At 70.3% G+C, this 21,537-nt stretch carries 15 protein-coding genes; 10 read left to right on the top strand and 5 right to left on the bottom strand.

Translation table 11 applies throughout. The features are described 5' to 3' along the window. Positions 1-207: 207 nt before the first annotated feature. Positions 208-3,345, bottom strand: a complete 3,138-nt coding sequence (locus tag OHB04_RS01890; RefSeq protein WP_326806602.1) for a family 78 glycoside hydrolase catalytic domain — start codon at positions 3,343-3,345, stop codon at positions 208-210. Between OHB04_RS01890 and OHB04_RS01885 the strand changes: the two genes are divergently transcribed. The 6 genes from OHB04_RS01885 to OHB04_RS01860 all read left to right on the top strand — a co-directional run bounded on the left by OHB04_RS01885 (position 3,338) and on the right by OHB04_RS01860 (position 9,495). Next, positions 3,338-3,484: a hypothetical protein gene (locus OHB04_RS01885; protein WP_326685999.1), complete on the top strand. Its 147-nt coding sequence runs from the start codon at positions 3,338-3,340 to the stop codon at positions 3,482-3,484. The two genes, OHB04_RS01890 and OHB04_RS01885, sit on opposite strands and share 8 nt — an antisense overlap. Before the next feature lie 191 nt (positions 3,485-3,675). Continuing rightward, the gene (locus OHB04_RS01880) at positions 3,676-5,214 is read left to right on the top strand and encodes a sugar ABC transporter ATP-binding protein (RefSeq protein WP_326806601.1); all 1,539 of its coding nucleotides are present in this window, start codon (positions 3,676-3,678) and stop codon (positions 5,212-5,214) included. Between the two features lie 80 nt (positions 5,215-5,294). Beyond that, complete coding sequence (locus tag OHB04_RS01875) at positions 5,295-6,257, top strand: ABC transporter permease (protein WP_405807637.1); 963 nt, start codon at positions 5,295-5,297, stop codon at positions 6,255-6,257. After that, a complete protein-coding gene (locus OHB04_RS01870; RefSeq protein ID WP_326806600.1) occupies positions 6,254-7,288 on the top strand; it encodes an ABC transporter permease in 1,035 nt (344 codons plus the stop codon). Before OHB04_RS01875 ends, OHB04_RS01870 begins: the two co-directional genes overlap by 4 nt. Before the next feature lie 38 nt (positions 7,289-7,326). After that, positions 7,327-8,406, top strand: coding sequence for a rhamnose ABC transporter substrate-binding protein (gene rhaS, locus OHB04_RS01865; RefSeq protein WP_326806599.1), 1,080 nt, complete (start codon positions 7,327-7,329; stop codon positions 8,404-8,406). Between the two features lie 69 nt (positions 8,407-8,475). Beyond that, complete coding sequence (locus tag OHB04_RS01860; RefSeq protein WP_326685994.1) at positions 8,476-9,495, top strand: LacI family DNA-binding transcriptional regulator; 1,020 nt, start codon at positions 8,476-8,478, stop codon at positions 9,493-9,495. A gap of 62 nt (positions 9,496-9,557) precedes the next feature. On the opposite strand, the gene OHB04_RS01855 is transcribed toward OHB04_RS01860, so the two are convergent. Next, on the bottom strand, positions 9,558-10,766 hold the full coding sequence (locus tag OHB04_RS01855) for an NAD(P)-binding domain-containing protein (protein WP_326806598.1): 1,209 nt from the start codon (positions 10,764-10,766) through the stop codon (positions 9,558-9,560). Positions 10,767-10,838: 72 nt separating this feature from the next. Here OHB04_RS01855 and OHB04_RS01850 point away from each other — a divergent pair, with 72 nt between their 5' ends. Further along, on the top strand, positions 10,839-11,276 hold the full coding sequence (locus OHB04_RS01850; protein ID WP_326806597.1) for a secondary thiamine-phosphate synthase enzyme YjbQ: 438 nt from the start codon (positions 10,839-10,841) through the stop codon (positions 11,274-11,276). Between the two features lie 69 nt (positions 11,277-11,345). Here OHB04_RS01850 and OHB04_RS01845 read toward each other — a convergent pair whose 3' ends face one another. Beyond that, entirely contained in the window at positions 11,346-12,203 is an 858-nt protein-coding gene (locus tag OHB04_RS01845; RefSeq protein WP_326685991.1) for a class I SAM-dependent DNA methyltransferase, read from the bottom strand. 243 nt (positions 12,204-12,446) lie between these two features. On the opposite strand from OHB04_RS01845, the gene OHB04_RS01840 reads away from it, so the two are divergent. Beyond that, the gene (locus OHB04_RS01840) at positions 12,447-14,810 is read left to right on the top strand and encodes an ABC transporter ATP-binding protein/permease (RefSeq protein ID WP_326806596.1); all 2,364 of its coding nucleotides are present in this window, start codon (positions 12,447-12,449) and stop codon (positions 14,808-14,810) included. 114 nt (positions 14,811-14,924) lie between these two features. Here the strand turns inward: OHB04_RS01840 and OHB04_RS01835 are convergent, their stop codons facing one another. Next, positions 14,925-16,106: a methyltransferase gene (locus tag OHB04_RS01835; protein ID WP_326806595.1), complete on the bottom strand. Its 1,182-nt coding sequence runs from the start codon at positions 16,104-16,106 to the stop codon at positions 14,925-14,927. A gap of 100 nt (positions 16,107-16,206) precedes the next feature. Then, positions 16,207-17,076: an SAM-dependent methyltransferase gene (locus OHB04_RS01830; RefSeq protein ID WP_326685988.1), complete on the bottom strand. Its 870-nt coding sequence runs from the start codon at positions 17,074-17,076 to the stop codon at positions 16,207-16,209. 495 nt (positions 17,077-17,571) lie between these two features. Between OHB04_RS01830 and OHB04_RS01825 the strand changes: the two genes are divergently transcribed. Next, complete coding sequence (locus OHB04_RS01825; protein ID WP_326806594.1) at positions 17,572-18,081, top strand: pyridoxamine 5'-phosphate oxidase family protein; 510 nt, start codon at positions 17,572-17,574, stop codon at positions 18,079-18,081. A 49-nt stretch (positions 18,082-18,130) separates the two neighbouring features. Further along, on the top strand, positions 18,131-21,532 hold the full coding sequence (locus OHB04_RS01820) for an amino acid adenylation domain-containing protein (RefSeq protein WP_326806593.1): 3,402 nt from the start codon (positions 18,131-18,133) through the stop codon (positions 21,530-21,532). Positions 21,533-21,537: the final 5 nt, after the last annotated feature.

Here is a 21,537-nt window from a genome sequence, read left to right as displayed (position 1 = left end):
AACTAAGCCGGTGTCGCCGCAGGCGTCAAGAGGCAGCGGGGGAGGGGTTGTTGAGCCCCGCCCCCGCCCAGGACGAGAGCCCCCGCCCCCGCCGGGACAACAGCCTCGCCGCCGCCCCGGGCCGGCAGTTCCGTCCCCGCCCCCGGGGCGGCGGGCCCGCCCGCTCAGGGCGACAGCCGCTTCCACGCGGGGGCGGCAGACCGTCCCTCAGCCCTCGACGCTGAAGCGGCACGATCCCGAGCCCATGGTGAAGACGGCGCGGCCCTCCTCCAGGCGCAGGAACTCCGCCCCCTCCTGTGCCACTTGACCTCGCCGCTTCGCGGGCACCCACACCTCGGCCGTGGTGTTGACCGGGACCGTCACATCGAGCGTGAACCCGCCGTCAGCGCCCTGTGCCCAGCGCGTGCTGACGGTGCCGTAGGGGGAGGCGAACCGCCCCGCTGCCCGGCGCACACCGCCGCCCGGCCGGGGTCTGACCGTGATCTTGCGGAAGCCGGGCTCGGCGGGCGCGATACCGGCGATGTTCTGGTACATCCACTGGCCCACCGAGCCGTAGGCGTAGTGGTTGAAGGAGTTCATCCCCACGTCCTGGAAGCTGCCGTCCGGCTTGATGGAGTCCCAGCGCTCCCACATGGTCGTGGCGCCCTTGCCGATCTGGTAGCCCCAGGAGGGGAACGTCTTTTGGTGCAGCATCCGGTGGGCCACCTCCGTGTGCCCGTTCTCCGCCAGTGCGGGCAGCAGGCGCGGCGTGCCCAGGAAGCCGGTCGACAGATGCCCCTCCTTGGCCTCGATCAGCTCCACCAGCCGGTCGGCCGCCGCCCTGCGCAGCGCGGCCGAGGGCAGCAGATCCATCGACAGGGCCAGCACGTACGCGGTCTGGGTATCGCCCTTGATCCGGCCTTCCGCGCTCACGTACGCGGCGTTGAAGGCGCTCTTGATCCGCTTCAGCAGCGACTCGTAGGGCTGTGCCTCCTTCTCCAGCAGCGCGGCGGTGCGCGCGACCAGATCCGTCACATACGCGAAGCAGGCCGTGCCGATGACGTCCTTGGGGGTCTCGTCCTCGACGTTGAGCCAGTCTCCGTAGCCTTCGGCGGGCCGCAGCAGTTCGTCGCTGTGCTGCTCCAGGTACGCGATCCAGGCCCGCATCGCCTCCCAGTTCTCCTCCAGCACCCGCACGTCCCCGTACGCCTGGTGGAGGCTCCAGGGGACGGTCACCCCGGCGTCTCCCCAGCCGGCGACGCCCTCGCCGACGGAGCCGAGGGCCGGCGCCACATTCGGATAGGCGCCCCTCCGGTCGCCCTCGGTGCCCTGCCCGTCGCGCAGGTCCTGGAGCCACTTGGTGAGAAAGCGCGCGGACTCCATCACATAGGCCGCCGTCGGAGCGAACACATTGATGTCGCCCGACCAGCCCAGCCGCTCGTCGCGGGCCGGGGTGTCGGTCGGGACGGACAGGAAGTTTCCCCGCTGGCCCCAGGTGATGTTGCTGTGCAGCTGGTTGAGCATCGGGTCGTCGGTGGAGAAGTCCATCGTGAAGGGTGCGGAGGTGTGCATGACGCGCCCTGTCACGGAGGCTTTGGACGGCGTGCCCGGATACCCGGAGATTTCCACGTAGCGGAAGCCGTGGAAGGTGAAGCGCGGCTCGAACGTCTCGGTGCCACCGCCCGCGAGCGTGTAGGTGTCCACCGGACGCGCGGTGCGCAGGTTGGCGGTGTAGAGGGAGCCGTCCTTGTCGAGCACCTCGCCGTGCCGCAGCGTGACGCGCTGCCCCGCCTTCCCCTCGACCTTCAGCCGCACCGAGCCCACCATGTTCTGGCCGAGGTCGAAGAGGTGGACGCCGGGGCGCACCTCCTTGACGTCCACGGGCCGGATCTCCTTCATCACCCGCGTCGGCGCGTCGGTCATGGCGACCACTTCGGGAGCCTTCCCCGGCAGCGCCGCGCACTCCTGCCAGCCGGCGTCGTCGAAGCCGGGCTCGTCCCAGCCCCGCTGCTCGGCGCGCGCGTCGTACTCCTCGCCCATCATCATGTCGGCCGTCAGCAGCGGCCCCGTGCTCGCGCGCCATTTCCCGTCGCTGACGACGCGCTCGGTGCTGCCGTCCCGGTACGTGACCTCCAACTGGGCGAGCAGCGCCGGATGCTCCCCGTACACGTGCTGCCCGAACCAGGCGATGTTGCCCGCGTACCAGCCGGGGGCCAGGGTGACGGCGAGCGCGTTCTCACCCGCGCGCACCGCCTCGGTGACGTCGTACGCCTGGTAGGCGACCCGTTTGGTGTAGTCCGTCCAGCCCGGGGTCAGCTGATCGTCGCCCACCTTCGCGCCGTTGAGCCGTGCCTCGTACAGCCCCAGGGCCGAGGCGTAGAGCCGGGCTCCGGCCACGGGCTTACGCGGCAGCCGGAAGGAGCGCCGCAGCAGCGCCGGGCTCTGCTGGGCCGCGACCTTGCCCCAGGGATCCGCACCCCATGCGGCCACCTCGCGCACCTGCCGCCAGGCGCTGTCGTCGTATCCGGGGGAGCGCCACGCCTCGCCGTCCGGCCGGCCGTCCGTGGTGCGCCAGCCCTCGGTGCCCGTGGTGAGGCGGGTGGTGCCCCCGCCCGCGGTCAGCTCCAGCACGGCGAGCAGCCCGGCGGGCCCGGCCCCGGCGTTGGTGGCGGCGACGGCCAGCACATTGCCGCCCTCGCGCAGTTGGGCGGTGACCTCCGCGCGCGCCGGATGGCCCCAGGACTTCTGGGTGCCCACGGCCTCGCGCGCGGTCACCTCGGCGCCGTTGACCCATGCGGTGAACCCGTCGTCAGCGGTGATCACCAGCCGGGCGCGCGTGCTGTCTCCCCGCGCCTCGAAGGTGCCCCGGAAGTACCGCGTCCCGGCCGGTACCTGCCCGGCATCGCCGCCGTCGGGAAACCACACCCAGGAGGCGCCCTCCAGGGACGGCGGCGCCACCGACCGCGGGGGAGCGGTGATCCACCCGGCATGCCACCGGTCCTCGCCCAGCGGCCCGGTCTCCCACCAGGTGGGCTCGCTCCAGGGGGAGGGGCGGCCGTGCTTGTCCCAGACCCGTACCGACCAGTGGTAGCGCGTACAGGGCCGCGGGGCCGGGCCTTCGTAGGGGACGAGCACGGAGCGGCCGGAGGCACGCTTGCCGCTGTCCCACACGTCGGGGGAGGCCAGCTTGTCCTCGGAGGTGGCCACCCGTACCCGGTAGGCGGTCTGTTTCTGGTTCCTCGCGCCGGAGCTGAGGGTCCAGCTCAGCCGGGGGCGCGGGACATCCAGGCCGAGCGGCCGGTGCGCGTACTCCGTGGTGGTGTTCTCGACGCGCAGTCCCGCGGCGGCGTCCTTTGCGGTGCTCATCTTCGCGACGGTGGACGGCGCGGGCAGCGCCTGGGCTGCCGTGCTCGCGCCGGCGGCGGTCGCGGTGGCGGTGGCTGTGACGATCAAGCGGCGCCTGCTGATCACGTTCGCCTCCGGGGGCCTAAAACGATTCAGTTGATGGCGCCTGGAACGTAGAGGCGGTGGCGGTACCGGGTCAAGAGCCTTGGAAACACGGGTATTTACCTGCCTCTACCTGCCTCGCACCCCCTTGACTGCCCTCGGACACGAAGCTAGCTTCCCCTCCACTGTCTTGAAACATTTCATTTCTGAGTCTCAGTCAGTTCATCTGCTGAGCACAGGAGGAGCAGCATGAGCAAGACCGCACCGGCCGGCGGGAGCCCCGCGCCGGTCCTCGCGCTGGAGGGGGTGAACAAGTCCTTCGGCAGCGTGCGCGCGTTGCGCGGCGTCGGCCTGGAGCTGTACGCCGGAGAGGCGCACGCGCTGGCGGGAGAGAACGGAGCGGGCAAGTCCACACTGATCAAGATTCTGGCAGGAGTGCACACGCCCGACACCGGCACCGTCCTGCTCGACGGAGCACCGGCCGCCTTCCACGGCCCCGCCGACGCGCGTGACGCCGGAATCGCCGTCATCTACCAGGAGCCGACCCTCTTCGGCGATCTGTCCATCGCCGAGAACATCTTCATGGGCCGTCAGCCCCGTCGCGGCCTCGGCCGCATCGACCACGCCGCCGTGCACAGAGCGACGGCCGCGCTGATGGACCGGCTCGGCGTCGACCTCGACCCCGACCGCGCCGCGCGCGGCCTCTCCATCGCCGACCAGCAGATCGTCGAGATCGCCAAGGCGCTCTCCTTCGAGGCGCGCGTGCTCATCATGGACGAGCCCACCGCGGCGCTCACCGGCACCGAGACCGCCCGCCTGTTCTCCGTGGTCGAGGCGCTGCGCTCCGAGGGAGCGGGGGTGCTGTTCATCTCCCACCGGCTCGGCGAGATCTTCGAGCTGTGCCAGCGCGTCACCACCCTGCGCGACGGCCAACTCGTCGCCTCCGAACCCCTCGACGGACTCACCGAGGACGACCTCGTGCGCCGCATGGTCGGCCGCGACCTGGGCGAGCTGTACCCCAAACAGGAGGCGCACACCGGCGAGAGCGCGCTCAGCGTGCACCGCCTCACCCGCGAGGGCGTCTTCCGCGATGTCTCCTTCGACGTGCGCCGTGGCGAGATCGTCGCCCTGGCCGGCCTGGTCGGCGCCGGGCGCAGCGAGGTCGCCCAGGCCGTCTTCGGCGTCGACCGGCCCGACGCGGGAGAAGTACGCGTCGGCGGCACCGCCCTGCGCCCCGGCTCGCCCACCGCGGCCATGCGCGCGGGCCTCGCTCTCGTACCCGAGGACCGCAGACAGCGCGGCCTGGTCATGGAAGCCTCCATCGAGCGCAACATCGGCCTCACCGGACTCAGCGACCTCGGCAGCGCCGGACTCGTACGCCGCGCCAAGGAGCGGACCCGCGCCTCGGACTGGGGACTGAAGCTGCGCCTGAAGTACGACCGCCTCTCCGACTCCGTCGGCGTGCTGTCCGGCGGCAACCAGCAAAAGGTCGTCCTCGCCAAATGGCTGGCCACCGAGCCCTCCGTCCTCATCGTCGACGAGCCCACCCGCGGCATCGACGTCGGCACCAAGGCCGAGGTGCACAGGCTGCTCTCCTCCCTCGCCGCCGAGGGCCTCGCCGTCTTGATGATCTCCTCCGACCTGCCCGAGGTACTCGGTATGGCCGACCGTGTCCTGGTCATGCACGAGGGCCGGCTCGTCGCCGAGATACCCCGTGAGGACGCCGACGAGGAGACCGTCATGGCCGCCGCCACCGGCCGCACCCGCCCGGAGGGGGAGGCCGCGTGAGCGCCCCCGCGAATGAGGCCCCACCCCCGGCCACCACCCGCCCCGAGCCCGCACCGGCGCGCCGCTCCGCGGCCGAAACCGTGCTGCGCGTACGGGAGTTCAGCATCGGCGGCGCCCTCATGCTGCTGATCCTCGTCACCTGGCTGGTCAACCCCTCCTTCCTCGACGACCAGGGCATCAAGGACCTCCTGCTCAACTCCTCGATCCTGGTGCTGCTCGCCACCGGCCAGTCCGTCGTCGTCCTCACCCGCAACATCGACCTGTCCGTCGGCTCCGTCGTCGGGCTGACCGCGTTCGCCTGCGGCTCCTTCGTCTCGGGCACCGACCACAGCCCGGTGACCGTCGTCCTGCTCGGCATCGCCCTGGGCACCGTCTGCGGACTGGTCAGCGGCGCCCTCGTCAGCTTCGGACGCGTGCCCGCGCTGGTGGTCACCCTCGGCATGCTCTACGTCATCCAGGGCCTCGACCACGCCTGGGCGCACGGCGAGCAGATCAACGCCACCAACGTGCCCGACGACGTCCTCACCCTCGGCAGCGGCAGCGTCCTGGGCATCCCCTACCTGCCCATCCTCTCCGCGCTGGTGCTCGCGGGCACGGCGTATTACCTGCGCGCCTACCGCAGCGGCAGAGAGCTGTACGCCATCGGCTCCAACCCCGAGGCCGCACTGCTGGCCGGAATTCCCATCCGGCGCAGGGTGCTCGCCGCCTACGCGTTCTCCGGTGCCGTCGCCGGCTTCGCAGGGGCCCTGTGGCTGGCCCGCTTCGGCACCGTCGTCGCGGACGCGGCCAACGGCTGGGAGCTGACCGTCGTCAGCGCCGTCGTCGTCGGAGGCATCGCCATCACCGGCGGCGTCGGCACCGTCTGGGGAGCCGCACTCGGCGCACTGCTGCTCACCACCATCGGCAGCGCCCTGGTCGTGCTGAAGGTCAGCTCCTTCTGGGAGCAGGCGATCACCGGCGCGCTGCTGCTCGCCGCCATCAGCACCGACCGCGTCGTACGAAGCCGCAGCACGCGGGCGCTCAGGAAGAGGAGAAGGCAGTGAACGCACCACCCGCCACCCCCGCTGCCGGGCCCCGCGAGGCCCGTCGTGGGCCCGGACGCTTCCTGCGATGGGACGCGGCCGTCGGCGCCCTCCTGGTGGCCGCCTTCCTCGTCGGCACCGGCACCACGGACGGCTTCTCCGACACCGCGAACCTGTCCGCCGCGCTCAACGACACCGCCGAGATCGCGCTGATCGCCCTGCCGATGACGCTCCTGGTCGTCGCGGGCCAGGTCGACCTGTCGGTCGCCTCCATGCTCGGCCTCTCCAGCGCGCTGGCCGGCTCCCTGTGGGACGCGGGCTGGACGTTCGAGACCCTCGTGCCGGTCTGCCTGCTTGTCGGGCTGCTGGGCGGTCTGCTCAACGGCTGGCTCGTCACCCGGGTGGGACTGCCCTCGCTCGCCGTCACCATCGGCACCCTGACCCTCTACCGGGGGCTGGCCTCCGTCGTTCTCGGCAACAAGGCCGTCGCCGACTTCCCCGAGACCTACGCCCAGTGGGCCGGCAACACCGAGACGGTGCCGGGCACCTTCGTGCCGTACCCGATCGCGCTGTTCGCCGTCCTTGCCGTCCTCGCCGCCGTGGTGCTGCACTGCACCGGCTTCGGCCGGGCGCTGTTCGCCGTCGGGGCGCAGGAGGACGCCGCCTGGTTCGCCGGGATACGGGTCAAGAGGATCAAGCTCATCCTCTTCGCCGTCAGCGGCTTCGTCGCCTCGTTCGCCGGGATCGTCTACACCCTGCGCTACGGCAGCGCGCGCGCCGACAACGGCCTTGGCCTGGAGCTGACCGTCGTCGCCGCCGTCCTGCTGGGCGGGGTCGACTTCGACGGCGGCCGGGGCACGTTGGGCGGTGCCGTCGCGGGCGTGCTGCTGATCGGCGTGCTCAACAACCTGCTCACCCTCAACGACGTGTCCCACGAGATCCAGGTGATCGTCACCGGCGTGCTGCTCATCATCTCGGTCCTCACCCCCCGGGTCAGCGCGGCCTTGACCGCGCGCCGGCACCGCAGGCTCGCCGTCGGCGAAGCCCCCTGACCAGCTCCCCCCGCACACCCACCCCGAAAGGTATGTCCATGCGACCGTACCACCGCTCGCGCGCCCTCGCCCTCACGGCGACCGCCTGCGCCCTGACCGTCACACTGGCGGGCTGCTCGGGCACGACGAAGAGCGACTCCAAGGACGACGCCAAGGACAAGGCGCAGAGCGCCAAGGCGAACCCCGACGCGCCGCTCAAGAAGGGGCTCAAGATCGCCTTCTTGCCCAAGCAGATCAACAACCCGTACTTCACGGTGGTGGACAAGGCGGGCATCAAGGCCGCCAAGGAGTTCGACGGCAAGGCCAAGGAGGTCGGCCCCTCAGACGCCAAGGCGTCCTCCCAGGTCAGCTACATCAACACGCTGACGCAGCAGCGCCAGAACGCCATCTTGCTGGCGGCCAACGACCCGAATGCCGTGTGCGGCCCGCTCAAGCAGGCGATGAAGCAGAACGTCAAGATCGTCTCGTTCGACTCCGACGCCGGCAAGGACTGCCGCCACGTCTTCATCAACCAGGCCGGCTCCGATGAACTGGCCCGCAAGATGGTCAAGGACATGGCCGAACAGATCGACCACAAGGGCCAGTTCGCGATCTTGTCGGCGACGCAGAACGCCACGAACCAGAACACCTGGATAAAGATCATGAAGGACGAGCTGAAGAAGCCCGCCTACAAGGACATGAAGCTGGTCAAGACCGCCTACGGGGACGACGTCGACCAGAAATCCTTCCAGGAGACCCAGGGTCTTATGAAGGCCTACCCCAAGCTCAAGGGCATCATCTCGCCCACCACCGTCGGTCTGGCCGCCGCAGCCCGCTACGTCAGCGGCTCCTCCTACAAGGGCAAGGTCGTCCTCGGCGGCCTCGGTACGCCCAACCAGATGCGCAAGTACGTCAAGGACAAGACGGTCGAGAAGTTCCTGCTGTGGGACGCGGAGAAGCTCGGCTATCTCGGCTCGTACGCCGCAGCCGCGCTCTCCTCGGGGCAGATCACCGGCAAGCAGGGCGAGAAGTTCAAGGCAGGAAAGCTCGGGAACTATACGGTCGGCAAGGACGGCGAGGTTATTCTCGGTCCCCCCACGGTCTTCGACAAGAAGAACATCGACGACTTCGACTTCTGAGTCGACCTACCCCGGAGGGGCTGAGAAGACGGTGCGGCGCGTGCGACCGGAAGCGACCGGGGCTCTTCGGTGAGCCGGACGGTCGGCATCAAGGAGGTCGCACGCGCGGCCGGAGTATCCGTCGGAACGGTCTCCAACGTCATCAACCGCCCCGGCATGGTGGCCGAGGAGACCCGCCTGCGGGTGCAGTCCGCCATCGCCCGGCTCGGCTATGTACGCAGCGAAGCCGCCCGGCACCTGCGCGCCGGGCACAGCCGCATCATCGCGCTGCTGGTGCTGGACATGGCCAACCCGTTCTTCGTCGACGTCGCCTCCGGCGCGGAACGCGCCGCGCGCGCCGCGGGGTTGGGAGTGATGCTCTGCAACAGCGCGCAGAGCCCCGCCGAAGAGGCCGAATACCTCGCCCTGTTCGCCGAACAGCGGGTACGCGGCGTCCTGGTCACCCCGACCGACACCACGGGCCGCAACCTCGCCGCCTTCCAGCGGCACGGCATCCCCTTCGTGTCCGTCGACCGCGTGGTGCCCAGCGCGGAAGGCTGCTCGGTCTCCGTCGACGACATCGAGGGCGCGGGCCTGGCCGTACGCCACCTGCTGGAGAGCGGACACCGCGACCTCGCCTACGTCAGTGGACCCATGCAGCTCAGCCAGTGCCGCGACCGCCACACCGGAGCCCTCCGGATGCTGCGGGAAACGGGCGTGGACGCGGGATTGCGGCACATCGAGGGCGAACGGATGGACGTCGCGGCGGGGCGCGACGCGGGCGCCCGGCTGCTGGGCATGTCCCCCCGCCCCACCGCCGTCTTCTGCGCCAACGACCTGATGGCCCTGGGCGTGCTCCAGGCTCTGTACGGCGCCGGAGTCTCCGTCCCCGAAGAGGTGGCGCTCGTCGGCTACGACGACATCGAGTTCGCCGCCGCCGCTGCCGTCCCCCTCACCTCCGTACGGCAGCCCGCCTACCGCATGGGCCGCGCCGCGGCGGACCTGCTCATCGACGAGACCGGCCAGGACGCGGCCCGGCACGAGCACCGGCGCATCGTCCTCCAGCCCGAACTGGTGGTCCGCGCCTCCAGTCTGCCGGGACGAACCTGAGCGCGGCGCCTCGCCCGTGCGGACGGGACCAGCCGGGCAGTCGGTCAGTCGCGAGCAGCCGGTCAGGCGGCGACGGGCTGGGCAGGACGCGGCCCAGAGGTCCCCTCGACCGCCGGAGCCCTCGCCGCGGGCCGCTCTCCCGCCGCCGCCCGCTCTTCCGCCGCGGGCCGTTCGGCAGACCCGGGCCGCTCCGCGAGCAGTGCCTGGATGTCCCGTGCGGCTGACCGGCCGGCCCGGTTCGCGCCGATGGTGCTGGCCGAAGGCCCGTAGCCGACCAGATGCACGCGAGGATCCCGCACCGCCCGGGTGCCCTCCAGGCGGACACCGCCGCCCGGCTCGCGCAGCCGCAGCGGTGCGAGATGGTCGATGACAGGACGGAAACCGGTCGCCCACACGATCGTGTCAGCCTGTGCCCGGGTACCGTCGGCCCACTCCACGCCGTCCTCGGTGATCCGCGCGAACATCGGCAGCCGCTCCAGCACCCCCTGCTCGCGGGCGCGCCGCACCTGCTCCGTCATCGGCAATCCGGTCACCGAGACCACACTGCGGGGCGGCAGCCCTTCCCGTACACGCTCCTCGACCATCGCGACGGCCGCACGCCCCCGCTCCTCGTCGAACGGCCCCTCCCGAAAGGCGGGCGGACGCCGGGTGACCCACACGGTCCCGTGCGCGACCTCGGCGATCTCCATCAGATGCTGCACGGCGGAGGTGCCCCCGCCGACCACGACCACCCGCTTGCCCTCAAAGGCGGCCGAGCGCGGCCCCGGATACTGCGCGGTGTGCAGCTGCCGCCCCCGGAAGGTCTCCTGCCCGGGGACGCGCGGCCAGAACGGCCGGTCCCAGGTCCCCGTCGCGTTGATCACCGCACGCGCTGACCAGTCACCCTCCGAGGTCCGCACGAGCAGCCGCCCGCCCTCGCCCTCCCCGCCCTCGACACCCTCACCTGCGTCACGTACCTCCCGCACATCCACGGGCCGCCGCACGCGCAGCCCGAACGTGCGCTCATAGGCGGCGAAGTACTCGCCGATCACCTCGGAGGACGGCCGCTCCGGGTCAGCTCCCGTCAGCTCCATGCCCGGCAGCGCGTGCATCCCGTGTGCCCTGCCGTAGGTGAGCGTCGGCCACCGGAACTGCCAGGCACCGCCCGGACGCGGTGAGTGGTCCAGCACCACGAAGTCCTCGCCCGGTACGAACCCGGTGCGCCGCAGGTGGTACGCGCTGGAGAGCCCAGCCTGCCCCGCGCCGATGACCACGGCCTGCACATCGTTCATACGCGTAAGAACCATGCGGCCCCCTCGATCCTTCCCGCACCCCCACTCACGGGTGCGGTCATCATGGAGACCATGACCGACGCACTGCGCACCCACGTCCTCGACGTCACCACCGGCTCCTCCGAGACCGTCTTCGACCTCACCCGGGACTGCGAGGCATTCCTGGCCGACGCGGCGAACGGCAAGGACGGGCTGCTCAACGTCTTCGTCCCCCATGCCACCGCCGGCATCGCGGTCCTGGAGACCGGCGCGGGCAGCGACGACGACCTGCTCGCCGCGCTGCGTGACCTGCTCCCCGCCGACAACCGCTGGCGCCACCAGCACGGCACCCCCGGCCACGGCCGAGACCACGTACTCCCCGCCCTGGTCCCACCCCACGCCACCCTCCCCGTCCTCGCCGGCCACCTGGAACTGGGCACCTGGCAGTCGGTCTGCCTGGTCGACACGAACGGTGACAACGTCAACCGTCAGGTTCGGTTGTCCTTCCTTGGTGGCGTTGGCGAGCACTGACTGTAGAGACGACGTCCGGCCGCGCCGAATGCAAGGCGCGCGGCTGCAACACCGGTGCCGAGGAGTTGCTCAACGACGCGGTCGACCCGCCGGCGGCGGGTCCGCAGTGGCGTCTGCCCTTTTTACGCGGGCAACCACCAGCCGCGTTGTGTCGCGTTGTTGGTCGTCGTCGGAGTGCAGCCCGTCGTGGTCGAGACCGTGGCATGCCACCTGCGTGAATCCGGCTGCTGCCAGCAGACGCGCGACGACCGGGGGCGAGAAGTAGCTGAGGGAGTATTCAGCGCTGGAGCGTTCCCAGGTGGCACCGTCTGAGGTGCTGAAGTGATCGATGCGTACATCGACGGCTTCAGGATGCCGCGGCGATGAGCTGCCGCGCATCACCGTGTACCTGTCGGACTTCTCCGACACCACCGTCGGCCTCTCGGCCCAGCCGCGGCAGAACCCGGCTGTGTTGAGGTCGAAGACGAACAGTCCGCCCGGCCTCAGGAGGCGGGCGACCCCCTGGAAGGCTTCGAGCAGCTCTGTGTCGTCTTCGAGGTGGTTCAGCGGAAGGCCCAGCGTGACGGCCACGTCGAAGGTCCCCACCTGCGGGAGCTTTCGCACGTCGCCGATGAGGAAGCGGACCTGTTCCGCTCCGGGTTTTGCCCGCGCCGCGCGGATCATCTCCGGGGACAGGTCGATGCCGGTCACGGTGAAGCCGGACGCCGCAAGTCGCAGGGTTCCCTTGCCGGTGCCGCATCCCAGGTCGACCAGCTCCCTGCCCGGAGCACCGTGCTGGTCGATCAGCTGGTGGTAGAGGGCGACCCAGTGGGCGTAGTCGTCCCATTCGCTGATCACGTCGTAAGCCGCAGCCATGCGGTCGTACTGGTCGCGTACGTGGTCGAGGCCGTCGGCCGGGGGTTCTCCGTGGGCTTGGGCAAGTGTCACAGCGAGGCTCCACATGTCGGGCGTACGGGTGGTCCGGTTCTGTGACACGCTGCCCGAGGCCCGTCATGCGATGCGATGACTCGGGTTCCTGCACTCTTGTGAGTGACTGGGCCGATCCGGTCGGCACCGCATCGGGCCTGAAAATCGCCCTACCGTCTCATGGCCGATTGCGATTGCCTCCTTCTGAGCGGTTTGCCGTACAGAAACGAGGCCGAGACACGCGGCCCTTGGTGGACTTCCCGCATGTCTCTTCTGATGGGTCCTCCGGCGGGCGCCAGCTCATCGCTCCCTTTGACCGCGGCGCCGATCCGCGCGCGGTCCGTCATCCCGGGACGGCAACGCTGGGAGGTGGTGGCGATCCGTGGCCGTCCCCACCTCGCCCGGTTGCTGGAGCGCATTCTCCAGGCGGCTCCGGGAGTTGAGGGGGCAGAGGCCAACCCGGTCACCGGACGGGTGTTGTTCCGCCACGATCAAGCGCTGACGCCCCGCGAGGCAGCCGAACTCCTGCGCCGGACCGCGCTCCAGGTGTTCAGCCGGACCCTGGTCCCCCGCAGCCGGGCACCGCAGGCGGCACCACGCGAGGACCACGGCGAGGACGCCGGTCCGTCTTCCCGCGTCAGTCAGCGGCGCGAAGGACCGCACTCCTCCCGCAGCTCGGTGCTGCTGCTCGGTGGTGGGGCTGCCGCCGTGACCCTGGGGTGCGGGAAGTTGTGTCTGGGGTTCCTGGCCCGCCCTTGGGTCAGTCTGGGCATCGCCGCCGCGGCGACAGTGGGCATCGTCCGGAGGGCCTGGCGCGGATCCGACCGCACGGGCTCCTCCGGGGCGCCCTCGCGCGGCCCCTTCCTGACGCGTCTCGTCGGCAAGCACCGAGGCAGGTTCGGCTTTGCGGCGGTGCTCTCCGGGCTCGCTCAGATCACGGAGATGGGCCTGTACTCGCTCATGGCGTACGGGGTCAGCGTTCTCCTCACAGGCGGCAGTTCCGCACTCGCCGGTATGGGGCTGGTCGGTCTGGCCTCGCAGCTGCCGTTCCTGGCGGGTGCCACCGCGCTGACCGCCGCCTGCTCCGCAGGGCTGACGTACGGCGCCGAGGCCACCTGGGACCGGCTCGGGCAGACGGTTGAACACGAGTGGCGGACTGCCACCTACGAGCACGTGCTGCGATTGACGACGATGCACATGGAAGGTGAGCGGACCACCCAGACCCTTCAGGTGCTGACCGAGGATATCGGGGAGGTGGGGTGCTTCGTCGGACGCTCCCTGCACGAAGTGGTCCAGCTGGCCACCAGTCTCGCGGTGTTGGTACCGGCGTTCCTTCTTCTGGCTCCGCAGCTCGCCTGGGTTGCCTTCGCCCCTGTGCCGGTTGTCGCCTGGCTCTCGTTCCGGTTCCAGGAGCGTACCGCCACCGCCTATGAGGCGTCTTCCGGAGCGCGCTCCCGGCTCCAGGGCAGGATGGCCGGCAGTCTGCAAGCGCACGCGACCGTCAAAGCATCGTGCACCGAGGAGTACGAGGCGAAGCTGGCCGCTGAGTTGAGTGAGGAGTACGGATTCGCCGAGCACCAGACCAATCGCAGGTCGGCACGCCACGCTCAGCTCGTGCGGATGTGTGCTCTGTCCGCCATTCCCGGCACTCTGCTGCTGGGCAGTAAGGCCGTGCTGCGGAACGAACTGCCCCTGCACCGCTTCACTCCGCTCGTGGACATGCCGGTGTCAGTGCTCTTCCGGCTGAACCGGCTCGGTGCCATGACCAGCAGTTACCACCGTTCCCGCGCCGCTTTCGACCGCGTACGGCGCCTGCACGAGCTGCCCGTCGAGCCCCAGGACATCCCCGCGTCTCCGGTTCCGACGGACCTTGCCGGGGGCTTCGCCCTGAAACGGGTGAACTTCTCCTATTCCGGACGCCCGCCCGCGCTACGTGACCTGTCGATGCGAATCGCCCCGGGGCAGATCACCGGTATCGTCGGGACGACCGGAGCGGGCAAGACCACCATCGCCCGGCTCCTGATGCGCTTCGTGGACCCGACCGAAGGAGAGGTCCAGCTCGACGGCGTCGACATCCGCACCATGCCCCTGCGTCAGCTGCGCGGTGCGATCGGTTACGTCTCCCAGGAACCGTTTCTCTTCGACGGCACGATTGCCGACAACATTCGTTACGGCACCTTCGACGCCGACGACAAGGGTGTCGCCCAGGCAGCGGAGGCGGCGGGTGCGGACTTGTTCATCCAGGCGCTGCCCGACGGCTACGACACCAAGGTCGGGGAAGGCGGCGCAGCGCTGTCCGGTGGCCAGAAACAGCGTGTCGCGCTCGCCCGCACCATCCTCGGCAATCCCCCCGTCGTGATCCTCGACGAGGCCACGTCCGCCGTCGACAACGAGACCGAAGCCGCCATCCAGCGTGGCCTCGACACCTTCGCGCACAAGCGGACCCTCCTTGTCATCGCCCACCGGCTCTCCACCATCCGCAACGCGGACGCGATCTACGTCCTGGAGCGCGGTGGCAGAGTGAGCGAGCAGGGGACCCACTCCGAGCTCGTACTGCGCGGCGGCCGATACGCCGCCCTGTGGCGTTTGCAGGCCGGCGAAGAGCCGAGTCGGCGGAACGCGGGCTGAGGCGGCGCTCGGTTGCATGACGTCGCTGCAAGGTGCCGGAAGCCGATCGGCTTCCGGCACCTTGCAGGCCAATCGTCTTCACACGTCGGCGGCCCAGGGGGCGGGCGCCTGACCTCAGTCCGGGTGAGCCACCAGGAGCGACCAGGCGGCCGGCTCCTCTGATGAGGAGGCGGCCGGGCCCTGCTCATGGGCGGGCCGCGTCGGCCCGGTGCCCAGGCAGCGGTGGTCGACCGCGGCGAAACCGGCTGCACGAAGGAGCCGGTGCCACTGGGCGGCATTGCGTTCGCGTCCGCCGTAGACCGCCAGCATGTCGATGTCGAGGATCTTCGCGGGATCCCAGGCGTCGCCAGCGGCGACGACGTGGTCGAGAACCAGCAATCGCGCCTTCCGCTCGCCGATGGCCTCCCGTACTCGGCGCAGCACGGCGCCGGCCGCCTCGTCGGAGAGTGCGTGCAGGACCGCCCGCAGCAGGTAGGCGTCGCAGTCCTGGGGCAGGGCGCCCGTGTCCTCCGGGTCGAGGATGTCGACGGCCAGCGCTTCGATACGTTCTGAGGTCTCTGGGCTCCGCAAGGGGCGGCGTGCGACGGCCACTTGGTCGGCGGGGCCGACGAACACGCCGGTCGCCTCGGGGCGGCGGTGCAGCAGTTCGCGAAGGAACCGCCCGTCTCCTGGCGTGAGGTCCGCGACCCGGCCGAACGCGCCGAGTTCCTGGTGGTGCGCCAGGCACTGCTCGGCCGCACCACGGGAGAGCGCCGTGGTCACCTGCGCGTGCAAGGAGCGCGCCGTCCGCACGCTTTCGGGTACACCCTCCTGCGGTGGGCCGGTGAAGGAGGCGCCGTACTCCTGGGCGAAGCCCGGCTTCCCCTCACGCACGCTGGACAGCAGGCGGGTCAGGGAGCGCGCCAGGGAGACCGAGTTGTCGAGCAGCACCACCGGTCGCAGGCTGTCCGGCCGGTCGCTGCACAGCAGTTCGGCGGCCGGGGTGAGCGAGAAGCGTCCGGGAGACGACTCGGTGAACACCCCGATCAGGGCAGTGCACCGGAGCACGCGTTCCAGCGAGGAGGCGCGGCAGCCCGTTGCCCGCGCCAGAGTTTCGACGTCGCACTCACCATCGGCCAGCAGAGCGGCGATGTCGAGCTGGGCAACGACATGGAGCGCGGCGGCGATCCGTTGGCCGTTGGCGAACAGCAGGAGTTGGTCGGCCGTACTGGCTTGCTGCGCAAGGAACCGGATGACAGGTGCGGGAGAGTCTTGATGGGTTTCCGGGGCAGCGTGCGGCTCCGGATCGGTTGCCACCGTTGCCGCCTTGCCCGTGGGGCCCGGCGGCGGCGAGGCCGTGCCCGCCGGTGTGCGGGGGCTCCTGGACGCCGCCGGGGTGGGCAGAGCCGGTCCCGGCTCACGAGGAGGCATCGATCCTCCGGAGAGTCAGGAAGGCGACCGACAGTGCGCCGGCCCGGAAAGCCTCACGCTCGAAACGGATCAGTTCGAGGTTCCCGTCCACCAGACTCTTGCCCCACCGGGCGCGGGCGGCTTCCTGCTGGTCGCGGATGCTCTCGATCCAGGCGTCGTAGGTGCGGAGGTAGTCGTCCCGATGGGTCTCCACGCGCAGGGGTTCCCACAGCCCGTCCGCCGCGTGCAGGAGATCCGCCAGGTGCGGCGGCTGACCGGTCAGCTGCATGTCCGCCATCAGGCGTTCGTACTCGCTCCGGGAACGGCGCGCCGCTCCCGGATTCACCGTGGCCTCGATCACGAACCGGGCACCTGGCCGGGTCCAGGCATGCACCCGCTGAAGGAGGTCCCGATACCGGTCGATGTGGGTGCCGGCGGCGAAGTCCTCCGGGAGCGCCAGGTGTTCGATCATCTCGACGCAGACCGCGGCGTCGAAGGGTTCGGTGGGCAGGTAGTCCTGGTACTCGGTGTGCCGTACCCGTACCGCGGGCAGCTCCTGCCCGAGTGACTCCCGGCACTGCACGGCCGAGGAATTGAGCCCGACCGCTGCGGATACCCGGCGCTCCCGGGCCAGGTAGTCGAGCATGCCGCCGAAGCCCGAGCCGATGTCGACGACCCGGTGCCCCGGGGCCACACCGGCGAGATCGGCGAACTCCCGGAGCTTCCGGTGCTGTGCCGTCTCCAGGTCGGGTGCCGGGTCGTTGTCGGCGCCCCAGAGCGCACAACTCATGGTGATCCGGGAGTCCATCCACCCGGCGAAGAAATCGATTCCCGCGTCCTCGTAAAGAGACGCGGACGGATTATCGACGACGCTCACGCAGTCTCCCGACTCTCGTTTTTTCATATCGCTTTCTCCAGCGAAGAGCGCTCCGGTGGAACCCTCCGGCCGCCGAGAGGGGGCACCGGCGAATGTCAGGCCGGCGCGGCACTCCGAGCGACCAGTCGCTGCTGCCCGGCACCCGTCCGCCGTGAGCGGCGAAGCCGCCGCCCGGGAGGGCAAGTTCCGCAGGTGAGGCGCTACTTGGAGAAAGCACGCGATGACCGCGCCCACGGTGGCTACCCGGCCGATCGGCGGTTCAATGGACACGGCGCACTCTTCACTGGATCGTATGATGGTGCACCGCCTGGTGTATCACCGCGCAATCGGTCGGGCAGTATTGCCGAGCGGTCGACTCGTGACCGACAAGACGAGACTTCATCGCATTCTTCATCCTGATTTCCTGGCTGTTCCACACCCCTTGGGCCGTGCTCTCGTCCTGGAGAGCAGGCGGCCTTGTGTACGCCCACGGACTACATTTCTGAGGAGTTATGCATGTCTACCGTCATGGACTCGAAGCAGCGGGAGGACTTCCTTTCCAGCGTGCACGTCGGCGTGCTGAGCGTGGCGTCCGCGGCGGAGACGGGCAGAGCTCCACTGACGGTTCCGGTCTGGTACAGGTACGAGCCGGGCGGTGAGGTCGTATGCGTCATGGGGAGCGATTCACGTAAGGCGCGGCTCATCGAAGCCGCCGGCGAGTTCTCCCTGTGCGTGCAGGAAGAGAGCGAGCCGTACCGGTACGTGAGCGTGCAGGGTCCCGCCACCGTCCTCCACGACGGCGGGAACATGGCCGAGCACCGCGCGTTGGCCTATCGCTACCTGGAGCCGGACGCCGCGGAACACTATCTGAGCGGAGCGGACTTCGACCTCTCCGCGACGGTGACGGTCCAGATGCGTCCGCGACGCTGGTACTCCGCCGACTTCTCCCGCACACCCGCGACCGAGCAGAGCCCCCATCACGAGACGGCCCCGCACAGTCCGCGGCCCGTCCCGCAACCCTCATGACGTTGACCGAGGACGCAGTCCACCCAGGTGCACCGGGAGCACACGGCTGATGACGAAAGACTCCGGGAGCGTGTCCGCGCAGATCCAGGAATGGAACGACACAGCGACCGAGTATCCACGCGACGCGTGCCTGCACGAGTTGTTCGCACGCTGCGCCGCTTCCGACCCGGAAGCGTTGGCCGCCAGGCATGGAGAGCGCCGACTCACCTACGGCGAACTCGACGAGCAGTCCCTCGCGTTGGCACACCGGTTGCGCGCGGCCGGGGTGCACGAGGGCTCCTTCGTGGGCGTGAGCGGCGGGCGCAGCCTGGAGGCACTGGTCGCGCTGCTGGGCATTCTCCGGGCCGGCGCTGCGTACGTACCGCTGGACCAGAAACACCCGGTGGCGAGGCTGCGCGCCATGGCGGAAGACGCCGAGGTCCGCGCGGTGGTGACACTTCCCGGAAGCGTGTGCCCGCTGCGGGATGTGGACGCTCGCCTCCAGCTGCAACCGGTGGAGGACGGTCGGACCCCCGCGAGTGCCCCGTCCTCCGGTGCGGACGGCGTGTTCCCGGCCCCGGCCCCTGCCCCGCACGGTGGTCCGCCGCGCGCGCTCGGCAGGATCCCCGGCAGGCCGGCGGGCAACCGCGATGCGGCCGGGCCCGAGGAGCCCAAGGTGACCGCCGACGACTGCGCTTACGTGATGTTCACCTCCGGGACCACAGGCCGGCCGAAGCCGGTGGCAGTGCCGCACCGGGGCGTCGTACGGCTCGCCAGGGGGACCAGTCACCTCACCGTCGTCCCCCAGGACCGGATTCTGCACGGCTACAGTCCTTCGTCGGACGCCTCCACCATCGAGATCTGGTCCGCGCTGGTGAACGGAGCGTGCCTGGTACTGGTGGACACCGAGGTCCTGCTCACGCCGCAGGCGTTGCGGGCCGAGATCGAGGGGTCCGGTGTCACGGTGGCCTTCCTCACCACCGGCGTCCTGCACCACATCGCACGGACCGGCCCCGGAACGTTCTCCGGCCTGCGGTTTCTCTCCGCAGGCGGTGAGGCTCTCGACCCCGACCTGGCCAGGCAGGTGCTGGCGCGGTCCCGGCCGGGGCGGCTGGTCAACTTCTACGGCCCGACCGAGAACACCGTGATCTCCACCGCGCACCTGGTGGAAGAGGTGCCGCAGGGTGCCACCAGCGTCCCGATCGGCCGCCCGGTCTCCAACTCCCACTGCTACGTGGTGCGTCCGGACGGCACGCACGCGGCTGTCGGTGAGATCGGTGAACTACTCGTCGGCGGGGACGGCCTGGCCCTGGGATACCTCGGCGAGGAAGCGCTCACCGCCGCCCGCTTCATCCCGGACCCCTTCCGGAGCGGTGACGCGTACAGCGGCCGGTCGGCACGGGTGTATCGCACCGGAGACCTCGCCCGCTGGCGGCCGGACGGCACCCTCGAGTTCCACGGGCGCCTCGACCGGCAGGTCAAACTCCAGGGGTTCCGCATCGAGCTGGACGAGGTCGAGAACGCGCTGCGCTCTCATCCCTCGGTCGGTGAGGCGGTCGTCGATGTCCTGGGCGACCCCGGCTCCGCACGGTTGACCGCGTATGTGACCTCGGCCGTGCCGGACCGGCCCGCTGTTCCCTTGGAGCTTCGCGCGTCGCTGGCGCAGTGGCTGCCGAGGCACGCGGTCCCGGTGGAGATCACGGTGCTGCCCGAGTTCCCGGTCGCGGCCAACGGAAAGGTCGACCGCGGCGCGTGTGCCCGCCTCGCGGTAGCGGCCCGGCCCTGCGGCGAGGTGCGGGGGGAGGCTGGGACGACCGGAGCCACGGGGCGGTTGGACCAGAGCCCCGGCGCCGGAGGGCCTGCGCACGTGCCGCACGGGGACAACGGCCGCCACCGCGAAGCGGAGGGACAGTTCGACGATCCTCTGGGCCAAGCGCTGGCCCAGCTGTGGGAGCTTGTTCTGCGCGTACCCGTCGGCCCCGACGACAGCTTCTTCACGCTGGGCGGTGACTCCCTCCAGGCCTCCGAGATGGTGACCCGGGCGCTGCGGTTGTTCCAGCTCGACGCGGGCGTCGCCAGCAAACTGGTGCGGAGCTTGTTGCGGGCGCCCTCTTTGCGCAGTTTCGGCGAGGCCGTGCGGGAACACCGGCGCGGCCCGTCGGCCGCCCGGAGCGGGACGGCCACGAGCCCGGCCCAGCGCACCTTTGCCACTGCGGCGGACCGGGGCGGCCGGCGCGCCGTCGACTTCGAAGCCGACGCACGGCTTGGCATGACACTGCCTCAGCCGGCCGGGACGCTCGCACATCAGCCGCCCCGCGAGATCATGCTCACGGGAGCCACCGGATTCGTGGGGGCCTTTCTCCTGGACCGGCTGCTGAGCCGTTCCACAGCTCGCATTCATCTCCCCGTACGCGCCCGTGACGCCGCACACGCCCTGCGCCGCCTCCGCAGCACCATGGCCCGCTACCGCTTGCCTGGACCGGCCGAGTGGCCACCGGGACGGGTGGTGTGCTTCCCGGCCGAGCTGTCGGCACCCGGGCTCGGGCTCGGCGAGGAGAGAGCCCACGAGTTGTCCGCACATCTCGACCTCATCGTGCACGCGGCTGCCCAGGTCAACTTCCTGTACCCGTACGAAGAACTCCGTGCCGCCAACGTCGAGGGCACCCGGGAGATCGTGCGGTTGGCGGCGCCGCGCCGCGTGCCCGTGCACTTCGTCTCCAGCGTCGCGGTGGTCGCCGGTTTCGGCAGCGCCGGAGTACGGCACATCGAGGAGGACCGGCCGCTCGACCACGCCGACCGGCTGACCATGGGCTACGCCGAGTCCAAGTGGGTCGGAGAGCGGCTGCTCCAGCACGCGGCGGACGCCGGTCTTCCGGTGGCTGTCCACCGTCCGTACGAAATCACAGGTGAACGGCACACCGGCATCTGCAACACCCGGACTGCCATCTGCTCGCTCTTCCGTGCCATCGCGGAGATCGGTCTGGCCCCCGATCTCGACCTGCCGCTGGACTTCGTACCGGTCGACCACGTCGCGGACGCTCTCACGCATATCGCGCTGACCCGCCCCACGGAGCGCCACGTCTACCACCTGACGAACCCCCGCCCCGCCGTCCTGGCGGACATGGTCGAGCAGATGCGCGCCGCGGGCTATCGCATCGCCACGCTGCCGTACGCCGACTGGGTGGGCGCACTGGTCCGGCACGTGGCCGAGAATCCCACCAGTCCGACCGCGCCCTTCGTACCGCTGTGCGTGGACCAGGCGCACAAGTCCCGGCTGAGCGTCAAGGAGCTGTACGTCAACGGTGTCTTCCCCCAGCTCGACCGCCGCAACGTCGAGCGGGCACTGAGCGGCTCGGGGCTGCACTGTCCTCCGGTGGACGACACACTGCTGGACCGGTATCTCGAGCACTTCTTCCAGATCGAGTACCTGCCTCGTCCACGGTCCGCCGCTTCGCCTGTGCCAGTTCGCTGAACGAC

Source organism: Streptomyces sp. NBC_01775, from assembly GCF_035917675.1.
Classification (GTDB): Bacteria; Actinomycetota; Actinomycetes; order Streptomycetales; family Streptomycetaceae; genus Streptomyces.
This window is presented reverse-complemented; position numbering and strand designations above follow the sequence as displayed.

Bases quoted from the DNA above. Each gene is read 5' to 3' on its own strand.
- OHB04_RS01890 (WP_326806602.1), bottom strand. From the start codon at position 3,345: ATGAGCACCGCAAAGGACGCCGCCGCGGGACTGCGCGTCGAGAACACC.
- OHB04_RS01880 (WP_326806601.1), top strand. From the start codon at position 3,676: ATGAGCAAGACCGCACCGGCCGGCGGGAGCCCCGCGCCGGTCCTCGCG.
- rhaS (WP_326806599.1), top strand. From the start codon at position 7,327: ATGCGACCGTACCACCGCTCGCGCGCCCTCGCCCTCACGGCGACCGCC.
- OHB04_RS01855 (WP_326806598.1), bottom strand. From the start codon at position 10,766: ATGAACGATGTGCAGGCCGTGGTCATCGGCGCGGGGCAGGCTGGGCTC.
- OHB04_RS01850 (WP_326806597.1), top strand. From the start codon at position 10,839: ATGACCGACGCACTGCGCACCCACGTCCTCGACGTCACCACCGGCTCC.
- OHB04_RS01840 (WP_326806596.1), top strand. From the start codon at position 12,447: ATGTCTCTTCTGATGGGTCCTCCGGCGGGCGCCAGCTCATCGCTCCCT.
- OHB04_RS01825 (WP_326806594.1), top strand. From the start codon at position 17,572: ATGTCTACCGTCATGGACTCGAAGCAGCGGGAGGACTTCCTTTCCAGC.
- OHB04_RS01820 (WP_326806593.1), top strand. From the start codon at position 18,131: ATGACGAAAGACTCCGGGAGCGTGTCCGCGCAGATCCAGGAATGGAAC.